The following is a 15,488-nucleotide window of genomic DNA, read 5'->3' as shown; positions in this document are numbered from 1 at the left end:
CTCCGGATTTCAGATGGCGGTGCCGGCGGCGAGCGCCGCGACACCTTCGGCAGTATGCGGCAGGCGACATTTTGCCGCGCCGCAGCATCAGACGCGTTCGCCGCCAATGCCGAGCTGAATGAATAACTCGTGATTGCGTGCATGTTGTGCGGCAAAACGGGTGCGAGTGGCTTTGAGAATGCTCGTCAATTCATCCAAAGCCGTCGCAAAGTCTTGATTAATAATAACATGTTCAAATTCCGGGGCATGCGCGATCTCGCTGCCGGCGGCCAATAGCCGGCGCGAAATGACGCTGTCGCTATCCTCGCCGCGAGTGCGCAGACGATGTTCCAGCGCTTCGAAACTCGGCGGCAGAATGAAAATGCCGGTGACGGAAACGCGACTGCTGTCGGCGAATCGCGAGCGAATCTGGCGCGCGCCCTGCCAGTCGATTTCGAGCAGCACATCCACATCGCGAACCAGTTGATCCTCGATCCAGCGCCGCGACGTTCCGTAATAGTTGCCGTGCACTTCGGCCCATTCGAGGAAATCGCCGTCGGCCTCCATTTGCCGGAATTCGTCCACGCCAACAAAGTGGTATTCGCGGCCATTGCGTTCTTTTGAACGCGGCGCGCGCGTGGTGTGCGAAATCGACAGCCGCAGCGTCGGCATGCGTTCGAGCAGCGCATTCACGAGGGTGGATTTTCCGGCGCCGCTCGGCGCCACCACCATCAGCAGGCTGCCCGCGAAGGCGGGTTCTGACAGTCGGTTGGGCATGGTCGTGACCTTCATTCGAGGTTCTGGATCTGTTCGCGCATCTGCTCGATGAGCAGCTTGAGGTCGATGGACGCGTTGGCGAGATCGACCGCGACCGCCTTGCTGCCGAGCGTGTTGGCTTCGCGATTGAGTTCCTGCATCAGGAAGTCGAGCCGCTTGCCCAGGCCGCCGGCCGGCGGCTGATCGACGATGCGGCGCACTTCGGCGGTGTGCATGCGCAGCCGCGCCAGCTCCTCGTCGACGTCGGCGCGCAGCGAGAACAGCGTGACTTCGCTGGCAATGCGGCCGGCAAGTTCGTCGCGCGACACGCCGGCGGTCTCGCTCGCGGCAGCGACCAGTTCGTCGACGCGGCTGGCGACCTTGCGCCGATGGGCCTCGCGCAGTTCGGGTAGCCGGTCGGCGACCGAGGCGGCGATCGCGTCGATGCGGTCGAGCCGTTCGCGCAGATGGGCGGCGATGCGTTCGCCTTCGCGCGCGCGCGCCTGACGCAGCGTGGCGACGCATTCGCGCGCAGCATCGGCGGCGGCGTCGCGCAGTGCATCGGTGTCGAGCGGGCGATCGGCGATCACGCCGGGCCAGCGCAGCACGTCGGCGACCGACAGCCGGCCAGCCTCGGGCAATTCGTCCAGAACTGACGCTTGCCAGCCGGCAAGACGCTTTATTGCGGCTTTATCGGGCGCAGCCGCAGACGACGCGGTATCGTCCGCGCGTTGCCACTGCACGCGGAATTCGATCTTGCCGCGCGCGCAGCCGGCGACGATCGCCTCGCGCACGGCTGCCTCGATCTGACGCAGCTCGTCGGGAATGCGGAATTGAAGGTCGAGGAAACGGCTGTTCACGCTGCGCAGTTCGCAGCTGAGGTTGGCGCCGGCAACTGCGCGTGCGGCGCTGGCATAGCCGGTCATGCTGGCGCAAACCGCGCCGGCCTTCGAATGTTCGGAAGTCATTTCAGATGCATCTGGTGCGGCACGGCGCCAACTCGTCGAATAGGACGGGCTTGGCGGCCCTCATCGCGCGCGCATTTACAAACCACAGGGCCTAGGCTCAAATTCGGGTCTTCGAAAAGCACCGATACAGGCCGTCAGGGTAGATCAACCGTTCCGAATGTCAGCACAACAAAACGCAGCGCTCCCCGCGGGGCTGGTCATCGGCGGATATCGGATCGTCAAGAAAATCAGCACTGGCGGATTTTCCATCGTCTATCTGGCGCTCGACGAAACCAATACGCCGGTCGCCATCAAGGAATACCTCCCGAGTTCTCTCGTCGTGCGGCGTGAAGGCGAACTCGAGCCGTCCATCGTTCCGCAGAACCTGGCCACCTTCCGGGTCGGTCTCAAGTGTTTCTTCGAGGAGGGGCGGGCGCTCGCGCGCATCTCCCATCCCAATGTCGTGCGGGTGCTGAATTTCTTTCGCGCCAACGGCACGGTCTACATGGTGATGGTCTACGAGTCGGGCCGGTCGCTGCAGGAGCTGATCATTCGCCGGCGTGACACGCCGGGGCGCGACTACATCATTGGCGAGGGCACGATCCGGCGCATCTTTTCGCAGGTGCTCAACGGCCTGCGCGAAGTGCATGCCAACAAGATTCTTCATCTCGACATCAAGCCGGCCAACATCTATCTGCGCTCCGATGCCACGCCGATCCTGCTCGATTTCGGCGCGGCGCGGCAGACGCTCAATCCCGACGAGGACAAGCTCTATCCCATGTACACGCCGGGTTTTGCGCCGCCCGAGCTGCATGTGAAGGAGCCGTCGCTCGGGCCGTGGTCCGACATCTACAGCGTGGGCGCGGCGATGTTCGCCTGCCTGTCGGGCTCGCCGCCGCAAGCGGCCGATGCGCGCCGGCAGGCCGACAAGATGCCGTCGGCGATCCGCCAGTACCGGGCGCACTATTCGCCCGAGCTGCTCGATCTGATCAATCTCTGCCTCAAGCTCGATCCGCTGGAGCGTCCGCAGAGCGTTTTCTCGGTACAGAAGCTGCTTTTGGCAGAAGTCGTCCGGCATGAGCCGGCGTCGTTCACCGACCGGCTCAAGCGCATGGTGGCGCGCAGCGCGGGGCGTGGCGAAGGCGGGACCCCGCCCGGAAGCCATACCGAACCCGATCTGCCGACCGACTGGCGAAAATAAGCGGTGGAGGCCCCAAACCTTCCACCCGTCACTGCTTTACGGTGCTGAATACCCGTGCGTTTCTCGATCTACCAGGAAAGCAAACGCGGCGGCCGCAAGGTCAATCAGGACCGGATGGGCTACTGCTATACCCGCGACACCTTGCTGCTCGTGGTGTGCGACGGCATGGGCGGCCATCTCAACGGCGAGATCGCCGCGCAGATTGCCGTGCAGACCATCGGCGCGCTGTTTCAGCGCGATGCCCGGCCCATGCTCAAGGACCCGCGCCAGTTTCTCGAAGACGCGATGCTCACCGCGCACATCGAGATCCACCGCTACCGCGCCGGCCGCGGCTTGCCCGAATCGCCGCGCACCACCGCCGTGGCCTGCATCGTCCAACGCGGCGTGGCCTACTGGGCGCATGCCGGCGATTCGCGGCTGTACCACATCCGCGACGGGCTGATCCAGCAGGTCACGCGCGATCACTCCCAGCTCGAAGCCATGATCCAGGACGGTCTGCTCGATCAGCGCGACCGGGCCGACTATCCCGAGCGCAACCGGCTGTTCAACTGCCTCGGCGCGCCGGCCATGCCGCTGGTCGAGCTGGCCGATCCGGTCAAGCTGGTGCCGGGCGACCATCTGCTGCTGTGCTCCGACGGCCTCTGGGGCGCGGTGCCCGACACCATCATCGCGTCGGCGTTCCGGTCGAATTCGGTGATGCGCGTCGTGCCCGAGCTCATCAACTACGCGCTGATGCAGGCCGGCGCCCGTGCCGACAATGTCTCGGCGGTCGGCATGACCTGGGAATCCGACAGCTCGCCCGAGGAGGATCGCGGCGCGATCACGCCGGGCCGCACCGCCGATGCCTTCACCTCGACCATCCAGTTCCCGCCGCAAGGCAAGCCGACCGGCGACCACGCGCTGACCGACGACGACATCGAGAGCGCGATCGCCGACATCCGCAAGGCGATCGCCGCCACGCACAAAAGTCCGCCGCCCAAGCGCTGAGCGGTCGGCAGTCATCCCGAACCTTCCGCCGGCACTTTGTGCCGGTTTCTTTTTTTGGAATCTCCATGTCTTCGATCCAGCGGCCGTCCGGCCGGGCGCCCGACCAGTTGCGCGACGTGACCATCGAGCGCGGTTTCACCCGCCATGCCGAGGGCTCGGTGCTGGTGTCGTTCGGCGCGACGCGCGTCATCTGCACCGCCAGCGTCGAGGAGCGCGTGCCGCCCTTCCTCAAGGGCAAGGGCCAGGGTTGGGTCACGGCCGAGTACGGCATGCTGCCGCGCTCGACCCATACCCGCAGCGACCGCGAGGCGGCGCGCGGCAAGCAGTCGGGCCGCACCCAGGAAATCCAGCGCCTGATCGGCCGCTCGCTGCGCGCGGTCATCGACCTCAAGGCGCTCGGCGAACGCCAGATCCAGATCGATTGCGACGTGATCCAGGCCGACGGCGGCACCCGCACCGCCAGCATCACCGGCGCCTGGGTGGCGCTGCGCGATGCGATCGACGGGCTGCTGCGCACCGGCAAGCTCGCCGCCGATCCGTTGCGCGAGCAGGTGGCGGCGGTATCGGTCGGCATCTGGGAAGGGCAGGCGCTGCTCGATCTGGACTATGCCGAGGACTCGAACTGCGAGACCGACCTGAATCTGGTCATGACCGGCAGCGGCGGCTTTGTCGAGATCCAGGGCACGGCCGAGGGCGCGCCATTCTCGGGCGCCGAGCTCGACGCAATGCTGGCGCTCGGGCGCGGCGGCATCGCGCGGCTGGCCGAATTGCAGCGCGCGGCGCTGGGGCAGGGCGCGGCATGAGCGGCAGCGCCAACCGCCTCGTCGTCGCGTCGGGCAATGCCGGCAAGCTGCGCGAATTCGGCGCGCTGCTGGCGCCGCTCGGCTGGCAGCCGGTGGCCCAGGGCGAACTCGGCGTGCCCGAGGCCGAGGAGCCGCATTGCACCTTCGTCGAAAACGCGCTGGCCAAGGCGCGCAACGCCTGCGCGCATACCGGCCTGCCGGCGCTGGCCGACGATTCCGGCATCAGCGTGCCGTTGCTCGGCGGCGCGCCCGGTGTGCTGTCGGCGCGTTATGCCGGCGAGCCGCGCAGCGATGCGCGCAACAACCAAAAGCTCATCGCCACCGTGGCCGCGCAGGCGCGCAGCGAGGCCGACTGGGATGCGTACTACGTGGCGGTGCTGGTGTTCCTGCGCTCGGCCGACGATCCGCTGCCGCTGATTGCCCAGGGCCTGTGGCGCGGCCGGCTGGTGGCGACACCGGCGGGCGCGGGCGGTTTTGGCTACGACCCGCACTTCTTTCTGCCCGACGCCGGCTGCACCGCCGCCGAGCTGCCGGCCGAGCAGAAGAACCGCGTCAGCCACCGCGCCCAAGCGCTTGCCGCGCTGGTCGCCGGCCTGAGCGCGCGCTGACGTCATGGCGACGCGCATCAGCATCACGCCCGCCGAGGCGCTCCAGCGCGGCCCGGCCGACGCGGCGGTGCGCTTTCTGCGCCCCGGCGAACTGCGCCTCGATGCGTTGCCGCCGTTGTCGCTCTACGTGCATTTCCCGTGGTGCGAGCGCAAGTGCCCGTACTGCGACTTCAACTCGCATGCGCCGGATGGCGCGATCCCCGAGGCCGAGTACCTCGACGCGCTCTGCGCCGATCTGGAGGCATCGCTGCCGCTGGTCTGGGGCCGCCGCGTGCATACCGTGTTCATCGGCGGCGGCACGCCCTCGCTGCTGACGCCGGCCGGCCTCGACCGTCTGCTCGGCGATCTGCGCGCCCGCCTGCCGATCGACGCCGACGCCGAAATCACGCTCGAAGCCAATCCCGGCAGCGCCGAGGCCGCCAAGTTCCGCGCCTTCCGCGCCAGCGGCGTCAACCGGCTGTCGGTCGGCATCCAGAGCTTCGACGACCGCTATCTCAAGCCGCTCGGCCGCATCCACAGCGGCGATGAAGCGCGCCGCGCCGTCGAGGCCGCGACCGCCGTCTTTGACAACGTGAACCTCGACCTGATGTTCGCGCTGCCCGGCCAGTCGCTCGACGACTGCCTGCGCGATGTCGACACCGCGCTCGGCTTCGGCACGCGCCACCTGTCGCTCTACCACCTGACGGTCGAGCCCAACACGGTCTACGCCAAGTACCCGCCGGCGCTGCCCGACGAAGACCTCGCCGCCGACATGCAGGACGGCATCGCCGAACGCCTGAGCGCCGCCGGCTTCGACAACTACGAGATCTCGGCCTGGGCCAAGCCGGGCAGCGCTGCGCGCCACAACCTCAACTACTGGACCTTCGGCGACTACCTCGGCATCGGCGCCGGCGCCCACGGCAAGCTCAGCTTCCCGGAGCGCATCACGCGCCAGGCCAGGCTCAAGCAGCCGCAATCCTTCATGGAAGCCGCCCGGCGTGGCGACGCCTGCGCCGAATCCGGGGACGTGGCGACCGCCGCCTTGCCGGGCGAATTCATGATGAATGCGCTGCGCCTGCGCGACGGCGTGCCGACCGCGCTGTTCACCGAGCGCACCGGCCTGCCGCTGGCGCGGCTTGCGCACGGCATCGATGCCGCCTGCGCGCGCGGCCTGCTCGATCCCACGCCCGGCCGCCTGCGCGCGACCGACCTCGGCCGCCGCTTCCTCAACGACCTTCAGGCGCTGTTCCTCGACTGAGGCTCAGGCGCCGATCCAGGGCAGGCCGCGCTTGCACCAGCCGCCGACCGTCTTGCGATGCCCGGCGGCATCGCGGTCGCCCTCGAAGCCTTCGAGGATGTCGAAGCAGTCGGCAAAGCCGGCGACGGTCGCGGCCTTGGCCGCCGCCTTGCTGCGCACGCCGCTGCGGCACAGGAACAGCAACGGTCCGTCGCCGGCCGCCGCCTTCAGCTGCTCGATGAACTGCTCGTTCGGGCGACTGCCGGGCCAGATCGTCCATTCGATCGCGGCATAGCGATCGGCCGGCAGCGCGGGCCGCCCGACCCAGTCCAGCTCGGCGCGGGTACGCACATCGATCAGTCGCGCGCCGGGCAATGCGAGTGCGACGGCATGTGCTTCCTCCGGGCTGAGCGCACCGGCATAGCTGCCGTCGGTAGGACGGGCGCGGGCGTTTGTCAGAAGCTGGGTTGCATCAAGATCGGTCATTTGCGCCTCATTAAAGTGCGTATGCACCAAGTAAATGCGCGATTGCTTCTTCGCGCTGCAAGTCAGTCGATAGCCCCGTTGGCTCATTCAGCCCCAAACCGGCGCATCGCATCGCAATGGAGCATCGAATCCCTATTGCAATGCCTGATCGCCCGCAAATGGGTGCGGCATGCTAAATGCTATATTCGCCGGCGCTGTCAGAAAACTCCCGGTCAAGCGTAGTCCAATGACTTGATCGGTACCGATTTCTCTCGACCTGCAACGAACGGGGATGGTCGCCGCGGGCTGTCTGCGGATCTCCGTTTCGTCAAAACCGACAAACCTTTGAATCCGTTTCGATCCAGGAGATCTTCATGGCAATCACCGCCGATGACGTGATGAAGCTTGTGAAAGACAACGAAGTTAAGTTCGTTGATTTCCGCTTCACCGACACCAAAGGCAAGGAGCAACACGTCTCTGTTCCCCTGTCGCATTTCGACAAGGACAAGTTCGAGAGTGGCCATGCTTTTGACGGTTCGTCCATCGCCGGCTGGAAGGGCATCGAAGCCTCGGACATGCTGCTGCTGCCGGATCCCAACACCGCCTTCATCGATCCGTTCCGCGAAGAGACCACGCTCATCCTGACCTGCGACGTGCTCGAACCGTCGGATGGCAAGGGCTACGACCGCGATCCGCGTTCCATCGCCAAGCGCGCCGAGGCCTACCTCAAGTCCACCGGCCTGGGCGATACCGCCTTCTTCGGTCCGGAACCCGAATTCTTCATCTTCGACGGCGTGCGCTGGGGCGCCGACATGTCGGGCTGCTTCGTCGAGATCGAATCCGAAGAAGCCTCGTGGTCGACCGGCAAGAAGTACGAGGGCGGCAATCTGGCCCATCGTCCGGCGGTCAAGGGCGGCTACTTCCCGGTTCCCCCGGTCGATTCGTTCCAGGACATCCGCTCGGAAATGTGCCTGATCCTCGAACAGATCGGCGTGCCGGTGGAAGTGCATCACCACGAAGTCGCGGGTGCCGGCCAGAACGAAATCGGTACCAAGTTCGCCACGCTGGTCGAGCGTGCCGACTGGACGCAGAAGATGAAGTACGTCATCCACAACGTCGCGGCCAGCTACGGCAAGACCGCCACGTTCATGCCGAAGCCGCTCGTGGGCGACAACGGCTCGGGCATGCACGTTCACCAGTCGGTCTGGAAGGACGGCAAGAACCTGTTCGCCGGGGACGGCTATGCCGGTCTGTCGGAATTCGCGCTGTACTACATCGGCGGCATCATCAAGCACGCTCGCGCGCTGAACGCCATCACCAACCCGGGCACCAACTCGTACAAGCGTCTGGTCCCGGGCTTCGAAGCCCCGGTGAAGCTGGCCTACTCGGCCCGCAACCGCTCGGCCTCGATCCGCATCCCCTACGTCAACAGCGACAAGGCTCGCCGCATCGAAGTCCGCTTCCCGGACCCGACCGCCAACAGCTACCTCGCCTTCGCCGCCATGCTGATGGCCGGCCTTGACGGCGTGCAGAACAAGATTCATCCGGGCGAAGCCGCGGACAAGAATCTGTACGACCTGCCGCCGGAAGAAGACGCGCTCATCCCGACCGTTTGTTCGTCGCTCGACCAGGCGCTGGACTATCTGGACAAGGACCGCGAATTCCTGACCAAGGGTGGCGTGTTCACCGATTCGATGATCGATGCGTACATCGCGCTCAAGCAGGAAGACGTGACCCGTTTCCGCATGACGACGCACCCGATCGAATTCGACATGTACTACTCGCTGTAATTGGCCGGCGGCTTTGGCCGCCAGTGAAATCGACGGCGCTGAATGAAAATTCAGCGCCGTTTTTGTTGCACGAATGTGGTGCTTTTCATCTTTGCACCGAAACTGTGCGTGCCATACACTCGGCTTCGACAAATACCGTCGCGACGGGGGCCACGAATGACGCACCGATCATCAGTTGTTGCACTGCTTTTCTGGTTGTTTGCTGCACCGGCAATCGCGCAGGTCGTGAAATGCGAATTGCCCGACAAGACCATCGAATACAAGAACGTGGGCGATACGCGCGGCTGCAAGCCGATCGATCTGCCGGCGCTGACCACCGTGCCGCGCACGACTGCGCCGCAAAAGCCCGCGTCCGGTTCGGCTCCAGCTTCACGCGGCGACTTGAAGATCGATCCGACGGTGCAGCGCGGGCGCGATGACGACCGCCGCCGCATCCTGCAAGCCGAATTGCACATGCAGGAAGAAAACCTGGAAAAGCTGAAATCGGAATTCAATGCCGGCGAGCCCGAGCGGCGCGGCGATGAACGCAATTACCAGAAATATCTCGACAGGGTTGCCCGGCTGAAGGAAGACATCGCCCAGGCTGAGGGCAATATCACGTCGATCAAGCGCGAGCTTGGCAATCTGCCAAATTGAACGCCTTCGAGAATCCCATGACGAGCGGCCAGTTTCCTCAATTCGCCGGGCTCGATCTGCTCGGCTGTGGCGTGCTCGTGACCGATCCGCAATTCACCATCGTATTTGCCAATTCGGCGCTCGAAAGCATGTTGAGCGTGTCGCGGCGGGCGTTGGTCGGGCAGGTGATCGGCACGATTTTTCCGGGCAGCGGCCTGACCGAATTGCTCAAGCAGGTCTACGACGGCCATTTCGAGCAAAAGCGCCAGGATGTGACCTTCGGGCTGCCGAATCGCGATCCGATCACGGTGCACAGCACGGTCGTCGGTCTGCAGGAGCCGGCGCTTGGCGCGCTGATCGAGTTCCGCGAGATCGAGCAGCAGCTCAAGGTCGACCGGGCCGAACGCCTCATCGAGCAGGGGCAGGCCAACCGCGAGCTCATCCGCAATCTGGCGCATGAAATCAAGAATCCGCTCGGCGGCATTCGCGGCGCGGCGCAATTGCTCGAACAGGAAATGTCGGTCATGGACCGGGCGGTGGAATTCCGCGAATACACGCAGGTCATCGTCAAGGAGGCGGATCGCCTGCAAACCCTGGTCGATCGCCTGCTTGCGCCGCATCGTCGGCCCAAGCTGATTTCGCAGGTGAATATCCACGAAGTCTGCGAACGCGTGCGCTCGGTCATCCTGGCCGAATTTCCGCAGGGGCTGCGCATCGTTCGCGATTACGACATCAGCGTGCCCGAGATTCGCGGCGACAAGGAGCAGCTGATTCAGGCGGTGCTCAATATCGCCAACAATGCGGCCCAGGCTCTGTCACGCCAAATCTCTGACGGCAATGCGGTCATTACCCTGCGTTCCCGCGTGATTCGCAATGTCACGCTCGGAAAGCGCAGATGGCCGTTGGCACTGGACTTGCATATTCTCGATAACGGCCCCGGCATTCCGGGCGATATCCGCGACCGAATCTTTTATCCGCTGGTTTCCGGGCGCGAGGGTGGCAGCGGGCTGGGATTGACGTTGGCCCAGACTTTTGTCCAGCAGCATCACGGTGTCATCGAGTGCGACAGCGAGCCCGGACTGACCGATTTCAGAATTCTCCTGCCGCTCGGTTCCTGAGCCCGGCTTGCCGGAATTGCCAGAACGCTTTGACAGGATTTGCATGAGCCACAATTTCCCGCCGCCTTGGCTGCATTTTTGCCCGTCGATCGGCGTCGATTGCGCCGATCGTCCTGGCACTTACCGGAGGGGTAGCCCCGAATGAAGCCAATCTGGGTCATCGACGACGATCAATCGATTCGCTGGGTACTCGAAAAGGCGCTGACGCGCGAGCAATTGCCGGTCTGTACCTTTTCGAATATGCGCGAGGCGCTTGACGCGCTCGAAGTGGAAGAGCCGCAGGTCATGGTTTCCGATATCCGGATGCCGGGCGGCACCACCCAGAACGCCGGACTCGAATTGCTGCAACAGGTTCGCCGCGATCATCCTTCGGTGCCGGTCATCATCATGACCGCCTATTCCGATCTCGAAAGCGCGGTGGCGGCTTTTCAGGGCGGCGCCTTCGAATACCTGCCCAAGCCTTTCGACATCACCAAGGCAGTCGATCTGATCCGTCGCGCGGTCAGCGAAAGCCAGCGCGAGGAAGCCGTCGCGATCGAGACTTCGACGGCGGCGCCCGAGATTCTCGGTCAGGCCTCGGCGATGCAGGACGTGTTCCGCGCCATCGGCCGGCTGTCGCAGTCGAATGTCACGGTGCTCATCACCGGCGAGTCGGGTACCGGCAAGGAGCTGGTGGCGCGCGCGCTGCATCGTCACAGTCCCCGTCGCGATGCCCCTTTCATTGCGCTCAATACGGCGGCGATACCGCGCGATCTGCTCGAAAGCGAGCTGTTCGGGCATGAACGCGGCGCTTTTACCGGCGCGCAGACCTTGCGGCGCGGCCGCTTCGAGCAGGCCGAGAACGGCACGCTCTTCCTCGATGAAATCGGCGACATGCCGGCCGAGTTGCAGACCCGGCTGCTGCGCGTGCTGTCGGATGGCACCTTCTATCGGGTGGGCGGCGTCAGCCCGATTCGCGCCAATGTGCGCGTCATCGCGGCCACGCACCAGAATCTGGAGGAGCGGGTCAAGCAGGGCCTGTTCCGCGAGGACCTGTTCCACCGCCTGAACGTGATCCGGTTGCGGCTGCCGTCGCTGCGCGAGCGGCGCGAGGACATTCCGCTGCTGGCTCAGCACTTCCTCAAGGTGAGCGCGCGCCAGTTGCAGGTCGAGTCGAAACGGCTGTCGATGGAGGCGCTGCAGGCGCTCATGACGCTGCCGCTGCCCGGCAATGTCCGCCAGCTCGAAAACCTTTGCCATTGGCTGACGGTGATGGCACCCGGTCAGGTCATCGAGGTGAAGGATCTGCCGCCGGAAGTGCGCGACATTCTCGGCGCCGCGCCGGCCAGCGCCGAATCGCTGCCCGCGCCGATCGAGGCGAACGGATTCGCGGCTGCCGCGCCGACCGTGGCGTCGGCACCGGCGGCCGTTGCGCCCGATGTCGAGGACTGGGTCCGGTCGCTGGAGCGCGAGGCGGCCCGGCTGCTCGCGGCGCGCAGCCCCGAGGTGATGGAGCAGCTCACGCGCAAGTTCGAGGCGGCGGTGATCCGCACGGCGCTGCATTTCACCCACGGCCGGCGCATTGAGGCGGCGCAGAAGCTGGGCATCGGGCGCAACACCATCACGCGCAAGGTGCAGGACCTAGGGCTGGAAGCCAGCGACTCCGAGATCTGAGTCGCGCCATTTCGACGGGCAAAGAAAAAGGGCCGCTCATTGCGGCCCTTTTGCTGGGTGAAGGACGGTCAGTTGTGCGTGCGGATGAATTCGCGGATGCGCGGATAGACCACTTCGCGCCAGCGCCGGCCCGAGAAGATGCCGTAATGCCCGGCGCCTTCCACGACCATGTCGGCCTGCCGTTCCTTGGGAATGCCGCTGCACAGCTCATGCGCCGCCTGGGTCTGGCCCGGGCCGGAGATGTCGTCGAGCTCGCCTTCGACCGTGAGCAGCGCGGTGCGGGTGATGTCGGCCGGCTGCACCGGCACGCCGCGCACCGACCACAGGCCGCGCGGCAGCAACTGTTCCTGGAACACCACGCGAATGGTTTGCAGGTAGTACTCGGCCGGCATGTCGAGCACCGCGTTGTACTCGTCGTAGAACTTGCGATGCGACTCGGCGTCGTCCAGGTCGCCCTTCACCAGGTCGAGGTAGTAGTCGTAATGAGCCTGGGTGTGGCGATCCGGATTCATCGCGACAAAGCCGGCATGCTGCAAAAAGCCCGGATAGACCTTGCGCAGATAGCCCGGATGCTGGGCCGGCACCGGGTAGATCACATGGTTCTCGAACCAGCTGAGCGGCTTGCGCTTGGCCAGATCGTTGACGGCGGTGGCGCCCCGGCGCGTATCGATCGGGCCGCCCATCATCGTCATCGACTTGGGCGATTGCGGATCGTTGGCCGAGGCCATCAGCGATACCGCCGCCAGCACCGGCACCGTCGGCTGGCAGACCGAGATCAGATGCACGCTCGGGCCGAGGTGACGCACGAAATCGATGATGTAGTGGACATAGTCGTCGAGCGACCACGGGCCTTCGGTCACCGGAATGAATTTGGCGTCGACCCATTCGGTCACCCACACGTCATGGTCGCGGATCAGCATGCGGGCGGTATCGCGCAGCAGCGTCGCGAAATGGCCGGACAGCGGCGCGACCAGCAGCACGCGCGGGTCCTGCGCATTGCGTTCGTCCGAGATGGCGCGCTTGAAATGGGTGAGCTTGCAGAAGGGCTTGTCGACTGCGGTCTCGACCGTCACTTCGACGCTCTGACCGTCGACTTCGGTCGTCTCGAAGCCCCATTCGGGCTTTTCGTAGCTTTTTCCGATGCGGTGCAGCAATTGCAATCCGGCGGACAGGCGCTTGGCCAGGGGGGTATGCGAAAACGGCAGGACCGGGCTCGCATAGACCTGCGAAGTTGCTTCCGCCCAGAGCGATAAGGGCCTGAGCAAGGCCCGCTGCATCTCGTGTAGTTGATAAAGCATGCTTGTTTCCCTGATTCCTTGTCCCCGGAGTGCCACGCGTCTGCGCCCGTGTCAGCTCGCCTGCGCCGGCCCTTGGTCTGAAGCCGGCGCGAGTGTGCCATCGGCCAGTTTTGTTGCATAGCAACAAAACGGTGGCGAACGGTCCACGACCAAGATTTCAGCGCATATCCGACAAAACGTTTTGGGGATGAACCCGGGTATTCCGGGCGTCGGAAAGATGTTTTTGCCGGCTTGCACCGCGGAAAGGGAGCCACAAAACGACCGACGGCGCGCCAGTCGGATGACTGGTGCGCCGTCGAGGGCTGGGCGGCACGCGATCGCGTTCGCCCGGCTGAGCCATTCACGCCCGGTGGCGAATCGCACCGGGCATGACGGTCAGCGTTCGAGGTACTTGAGCTTGTCCGGGACGTTCGCCCATTCCTTGTGGTCGGGCAGGGCGTCGTGCTGGCGCGTGATCGACGGCCAGCTCTTGGCCAGTTCGGCATTGAGCGCCACGAAGGCAAGCTGATCCTGCGGCACGTCTTCCTCGGCAAAGATGGCATTGACCGGGCATTCGGGAATGCAGACCGCGCAGTCGATGCACTCTTCGGGATCGATCACCAGAAAATTGGGGCCTTCGCGAAAGCAATCGACCGGACAGACGTCCACGCAATCCGTATAACGGCAGCGAATGCATTGTTCGGTCACAACGTGAGTCATGGAAAAACCTCGAAAGCGATGAGTTTGGTGAGCCTGGTTCGGATGCCGTACCCACCTGCACCGACCCTGTTTGAGCAAGCCCCGGATTCTAACCGAGCACTTTTCGTCCCCAGCCGTGTTGCCCACACGGCGCCCGGTCTTTGCCGACCGTACCCGTCATGATCATCCAGTCACTGCTCGATACCGACCTGTACAAGTTCACGATGATGCAGGTGGTGCTGCATCACTTCCCGGGCGCGCATGCCGAATACCGCTTCCGCTGCCGCACGCCGGGTATCGATCTGGCGCGCCATGTGGACGAGATCCGCGCCGAGATCGCGCATCTGAGCACTCTGCAATTCACTGAAGCCGAGCTGGCGTTTTTGCGTGGGCTGCGGTTTGTGAAGAGCGATTTCGCCGATTTTCTCGGGCTGTTCCGGCTCAATCAGAAATATGTGCGGATTGCGCCATTGCCCGACGGCCAGCTCGAAGTGGCGGTGGAAGGGCCCTGGCTGCACACCATCCTGTTCGAGATTCCGCTGCTGGCAATCGTCAACGAGGTGTATTTCCGCAATCTGCCGCCGGGTACCGATTTTGTCGAAGGGCGCCTGCGCCTCACTGACAAGATTGCGCTGCTGACCCGGGACAGCGAATTCGACGATTTGCGCATTGCCGATTACGGCACCCGGCGCCGCTATTCGCGCGACTGGCAGGAGGAAGTGCTGCTGACCTTGCGCGACGGCCTCGGCGAGCGTTTCGCCGGCACATCCAACGTCTGGTACGCGATGAAGCACGGGCTGGTGCCGCACGGCACGATGGCGCACGAGTTCTTGCAGGCCTGTCAGGCACTCGGCCCTCGGCTGCGCGATTCGCAGACCTTCGCGCTCGAAACCTGGGCGCGCGAGTACCGCGGCGATCTGGGCATTGCGCTGTCCGACGTGTACGGGCTCGACGCCTTCCTGCGCGACTTCGACATGTATTTCTGCAAGCTCTTCGATGGCGCGCGCCACGATTCGGGCGACCCATTCATCTGGGGCGAACGCATGATCGAGCACTGGACGCGCAATCGTTGCGATCCGCGCACCAAGCTCATGGTGTTTTCGGATGGCCTGAATTTCAGTCTGGTGATGGAGCTTTATCGGCGGTTTCGCGGCCGGGCGCGGCTGGCATTCGGCATTGGCACCAATCTCACCAATGACGTCGGTCCCGAGCCGCTCCAGATCGTCATGAAAATGGTGCGCTGCAATGGCGCGCCGGTCGCGAAGCTGTCTGATTCGCCGGCCAAGAACATGTGCGACGACGTCGCTTATCTGGCCTATCTGCGCCAGGTATTCCAGATCGCCAATTGAGGCGATTGAAATTGCGCCGCCCGCT

General features: G+C 64.6%; 15 protein-coding genes. 10 read left to right on the top strand and 5 right to left on the bottom strand.

Annotated features, from left to right (window positions below; genetic code table 11):
• Window positions 1–87: 87 nt before the first annotated feature.
• Both gmk and B9P64_RS11005 read right to left on the bottom strand, forming a co-directional pair.
• On the bottom strand, window positions 88–771 hold the full coding sequence (gene gmk, locus B9P64_RS11010; protein ID WP_407919685.1) for a guanylate kinase: 684 nt from the start codon (window positions 769–771) through the stop codon (window positions 88–90).
• Window positions 768–1,703, bottom strand: coding sequence for a YicC/YloC family endoribonuclease (locus B9P64_RS11005; RefSeq protein ID WP_085316278.1), 936 nt, complete (start codon window positions 1,701–1,703; stop codon window positions 768–770). The genes gmk and B9P64_RS11005 overlap by 4 nt, the downstream gene beginning before the upstream one ends.
• A 157-nt stretch (window positions 1,704–1,860) precedes the next feature.
• Here B9P64_RS11005 and B9P64_RS11000 point away from each other — a divergent pair, with 157 nt between their 5' ends.
• From B9P64_RS11000 to hemW, 5 genes are all read left to right on the top strand, one after another.
• Window positions 1,861–2,883 carry a serine/threonine-protein kinase gene (locus B9P64_RS11000; protein WP_085316277.1) on the top strand — a complete coding sequence of 341 codons (1,023 nt, stop codon included), beginning with the start codon at window positions 1,861–1,863 and terminating at the stop codon, window positions 2,881–2,883.
• Window positions 2,884–2,937: 54 nt separating this feature from the next.
• Window positions 2,938–3,870, top strand: coding sequence for a PP2C family protein-serine/threonine phosphatase (locus B9P64_RS10995; protein WP_085316276.1), 933 nt, complete (start codon window positions 2,938–2,940; stop codon window positions 3,868–3,870).
• Between the two features lie 65 nt (window positions 3,871–3,935).
• A complete protein-coding gene (gene rph, locus B9P64_RS10990; protein ID WP_085316275.1) occupies window positions 3,936–4,673 on the top strand; it encodes a ribonuclease PH in 738 nt (245 codons plus the stop codon).
• A complete protein-coding gene (gene rdgB / locus B9P64_RS10985) occupies window positions 4,670–5,281 on the top strand; it encodes an RdgB/HAM1 family non-canonical purine NTP pyrophosphatase (protein WP_085316274.1) in 612 nt (203 codons plus the stop codon). Before rph ends, rdgB begins: the two co-directional genes overlap by 4 nt.
• Before the next feature lie 4 nt (window positions 5,282–5,285).
• On the top strand, window positions 5,286–6,518 hold the full coding sequence (gene hemW, locus B9P64_RS10980; protein ID WP_085316273.1) for a radical SAM family heme chaperone HemW: 1,233 nt from the start codon (window positions 5,286–5,288) through the stop codon (window positions 6,516–6,518).
• A 3-nt stretch (window positions 6,519–6,521) separates the two neighbouring features.
• Here hemW and B9P64_RS10975 read toward each other — a convergent pair whose 3' ends face one another.
• The gene (locus B9P64_RS10975) at window positions 6,522–6,983 is read right to left on the bottom strand and encodes a rhodanese-like domain-containing protein (protein WP_085316272.1); all 462 of its coding nucleotides are present in this window, start codon (window positions 6,981–6,983) and stop codon (window positions 6,522–6,524) included.
• A gap of 353 nt (window positions 6,984–7,336) precedes the next feature.
• Between B9P64_RS10975 and glnA the strand changes: the two genes are divergently transcribed.
• The 4 genes from glnA (at window position 7,337) to ntrC (ending at window position 12,138) form a co-directional block, all read left to right on the top strand.
• On the top strand, window positions 7,337–8,752 hold the full coding sequence (glnA, locus tag B9P64_RS10970; RefSeq protein ID WP_085316271.1) for a type I glutamate--ammonia ligase: 1,416 nt from the start codon (window positions 7,337–7,339) through the stop codon (window positions 8,750–8,752).
• Between the two features lie 156 nt (window positions 8,753–8,908).
• Window positions 8,909–9,388: a DUF4124 domain-containing protein gene (locus B9P64_RS10965; RefSeq protein WP_139826265.1), complete on the top strand. Its 480-nt coding sequence runs from the start codon at window positions 8,909–8,911 to the stop codon at window positions 9,386–9,388.
• A gap of 17 nt (window positions 9,389–9,405) precedes the next feature.
• Entirely contained in the window at window positions 9,406–10,485 is a 1,080-nt protein-coding gene (gene glnL / locus B9P64_RS10960) for a nitrogen regulation protein NR(II) (RefSeq protein WP_085316366.1), read from the top strand.
• A 141-nt stretch (window positions 10,486–10,626) separates the two neighbouring features.
• Window positions 10,627–12,138, top strand: a complete 1,512-nt coding sequence (gene ntrC / locus B9P64_RS10955) for a nitrogen regulation protein NR(I) (RefSeq protein WP_085316269.1) — start codon at window positions 10,627–10,629, stop codon at window positions 12,136–12,138.
• 68 nt (window positions 12,139–12,206) lie between these two features.
• Here the strand turns inward: ntrC and B9P64_RS10950 are convergent, their stop codons facing one another.
• Entirely contained in the window at window positions 12,207–13,436 is a 1,230-nt protein-coding gene (locus tag B9P64_RS10950) for a polyhydroxyalkanoate depolymerase (RefSeq protein WP_085316268.1), read from the bottom strand.
• A gap of 375 nt (window positions 13,437–13,811) precedes the next feature.
• Window positions 13,812–14,135, bottom strand: a complete 324-nt coding sequence (gene fdxA, locus B9P64_RS10945) for a ferredoxin FdxA (RefSeq protein WP_085316267.1) — start codon at window positions 14,133–14,135, stop codon at window positions 13,812–13,814.
• A 158-nt stretch (window positions 14,136–14,293) separates the two neighbouring features.
• Here fdxA and pncB point away from each other — a divergent pair, with 158 nt between their 5' ends.
• Window positions 14,294–15,463, top strand: a complete 1,170-nt coding sequence (pncB, locus tag B9P64_RS10940; RefSeq protein ID WP_085316266.1) for a nicotinate phosphoribosyltransferase — start codon at window positions 14,294–14,296, stop codon at window positions 15,461–15,463.
• The last annotated feature ends 25 nt before the right edge of the window (window positions 15,464–15,488 follow it).

The sequence above is a fragment of the Derxia lacustris genome (genome assembly GCF_002105195.1).
In the GTDB taxonomy this organism is placed as follows: domain Bacteria; phylum Pseudomonadota; class Gammaproteobacteria; order Burkholderiales; family Burkholderiaceae_E; genus Derxia; species Derxia lacustris.
This window is presented reverse-complemented; position numbering and strand designations above follow the sequence as displayed.

Coding starts and splice junctions, on each gene's coding strand:
- rdgB (WP_085316274.1), top strand. CDS start 4,670: ATGAGCGGCAGCGCCAACCGCCTCGTCGTCGCGTCGGGCAATGCCGGC.
- pncB (WP_085316266.1), top strand. CDS start 14,294: ATGATCATCCAGTCACTGCTCGATACCGACCTGTACAAGTTCACGATG.
- B9P64_RS11005 (WP_085316278.1), bottom strand. CDS start 1,703: ATGACTTCCGAACATTCGAAGGCCGGCGCGGTTTGCGCCAGCATGACC.
- ntrC (WP_085316269.1), top strand. CDS start 10,627: ATGAAGCCAATCTGGGTCATCGACGACGATCAATCGATTCGCTGGGTA.
- B9P64_RS10950 (WP_085316268.1), bottom strand. CDS start 13,436: ATGCTTTATCAACTACACGAGATGCAGCGGGCCTTGCTCAGGCCCTTA.
- B9P64_RS10965 (WP_139826265.1), top strand. CDS start 8,909: ATGACGCACCGATCATCAGTTGTTGCACTGCTTTTCTGGTTGTTTGCT.
- fdxA (WP_085316267.1), bottom strand. CDS start 14,135: ATGACTCACGTTGTGACCGAACAATGCATTCGCTGCCGTTATACGGAT.
- hemW (WP_085316273.1), top strand. CDS start 5,286: ATGGCGACGCGCATCAGCATCACGCCCGCCGAGGCGCTCCAGCGCGGC.
- glnA (WP_085316271.1), top strand. CDS start 7,337: ATGGCAATCACCGCCGATGACGTGATGAAGCTTGTGAAAGACAACGAA.
- glnL (WP_085316366.1), top strand. CDS start 9,406: ATGACGAGCGGCCAGTTTCCTCAATTCGCCGGGCTCGATCTGCTCGGC.
- gmk (WP_407919685.1), bottom strand. CDS start 771: ATGAAGGTCACGACCATGCCCAACCGACTGTCAGAACCCGCCTTCGCG.
- B9P64_RS10975 (WP_085316272.1), bottom strand. CDS start 6,983: ATGACCGATCTTGATGCAACCCAGCTTCTGACAAACGCCCGCGCCCGT.
- rph (WP_085316275.1), top strand. CDS start 3,936: ATGTCTTCGATCCAGCGGCCGTCCGGCCGGGCGCCCGACCAGTTGCGC.
- B9P64_RS11000 (WP_085316277.1), top strand. CDS start 1,861: ATGTCAGCACAACAAAACGCAGCGCTCCCCGCGGGGCTGGTCATCGGC.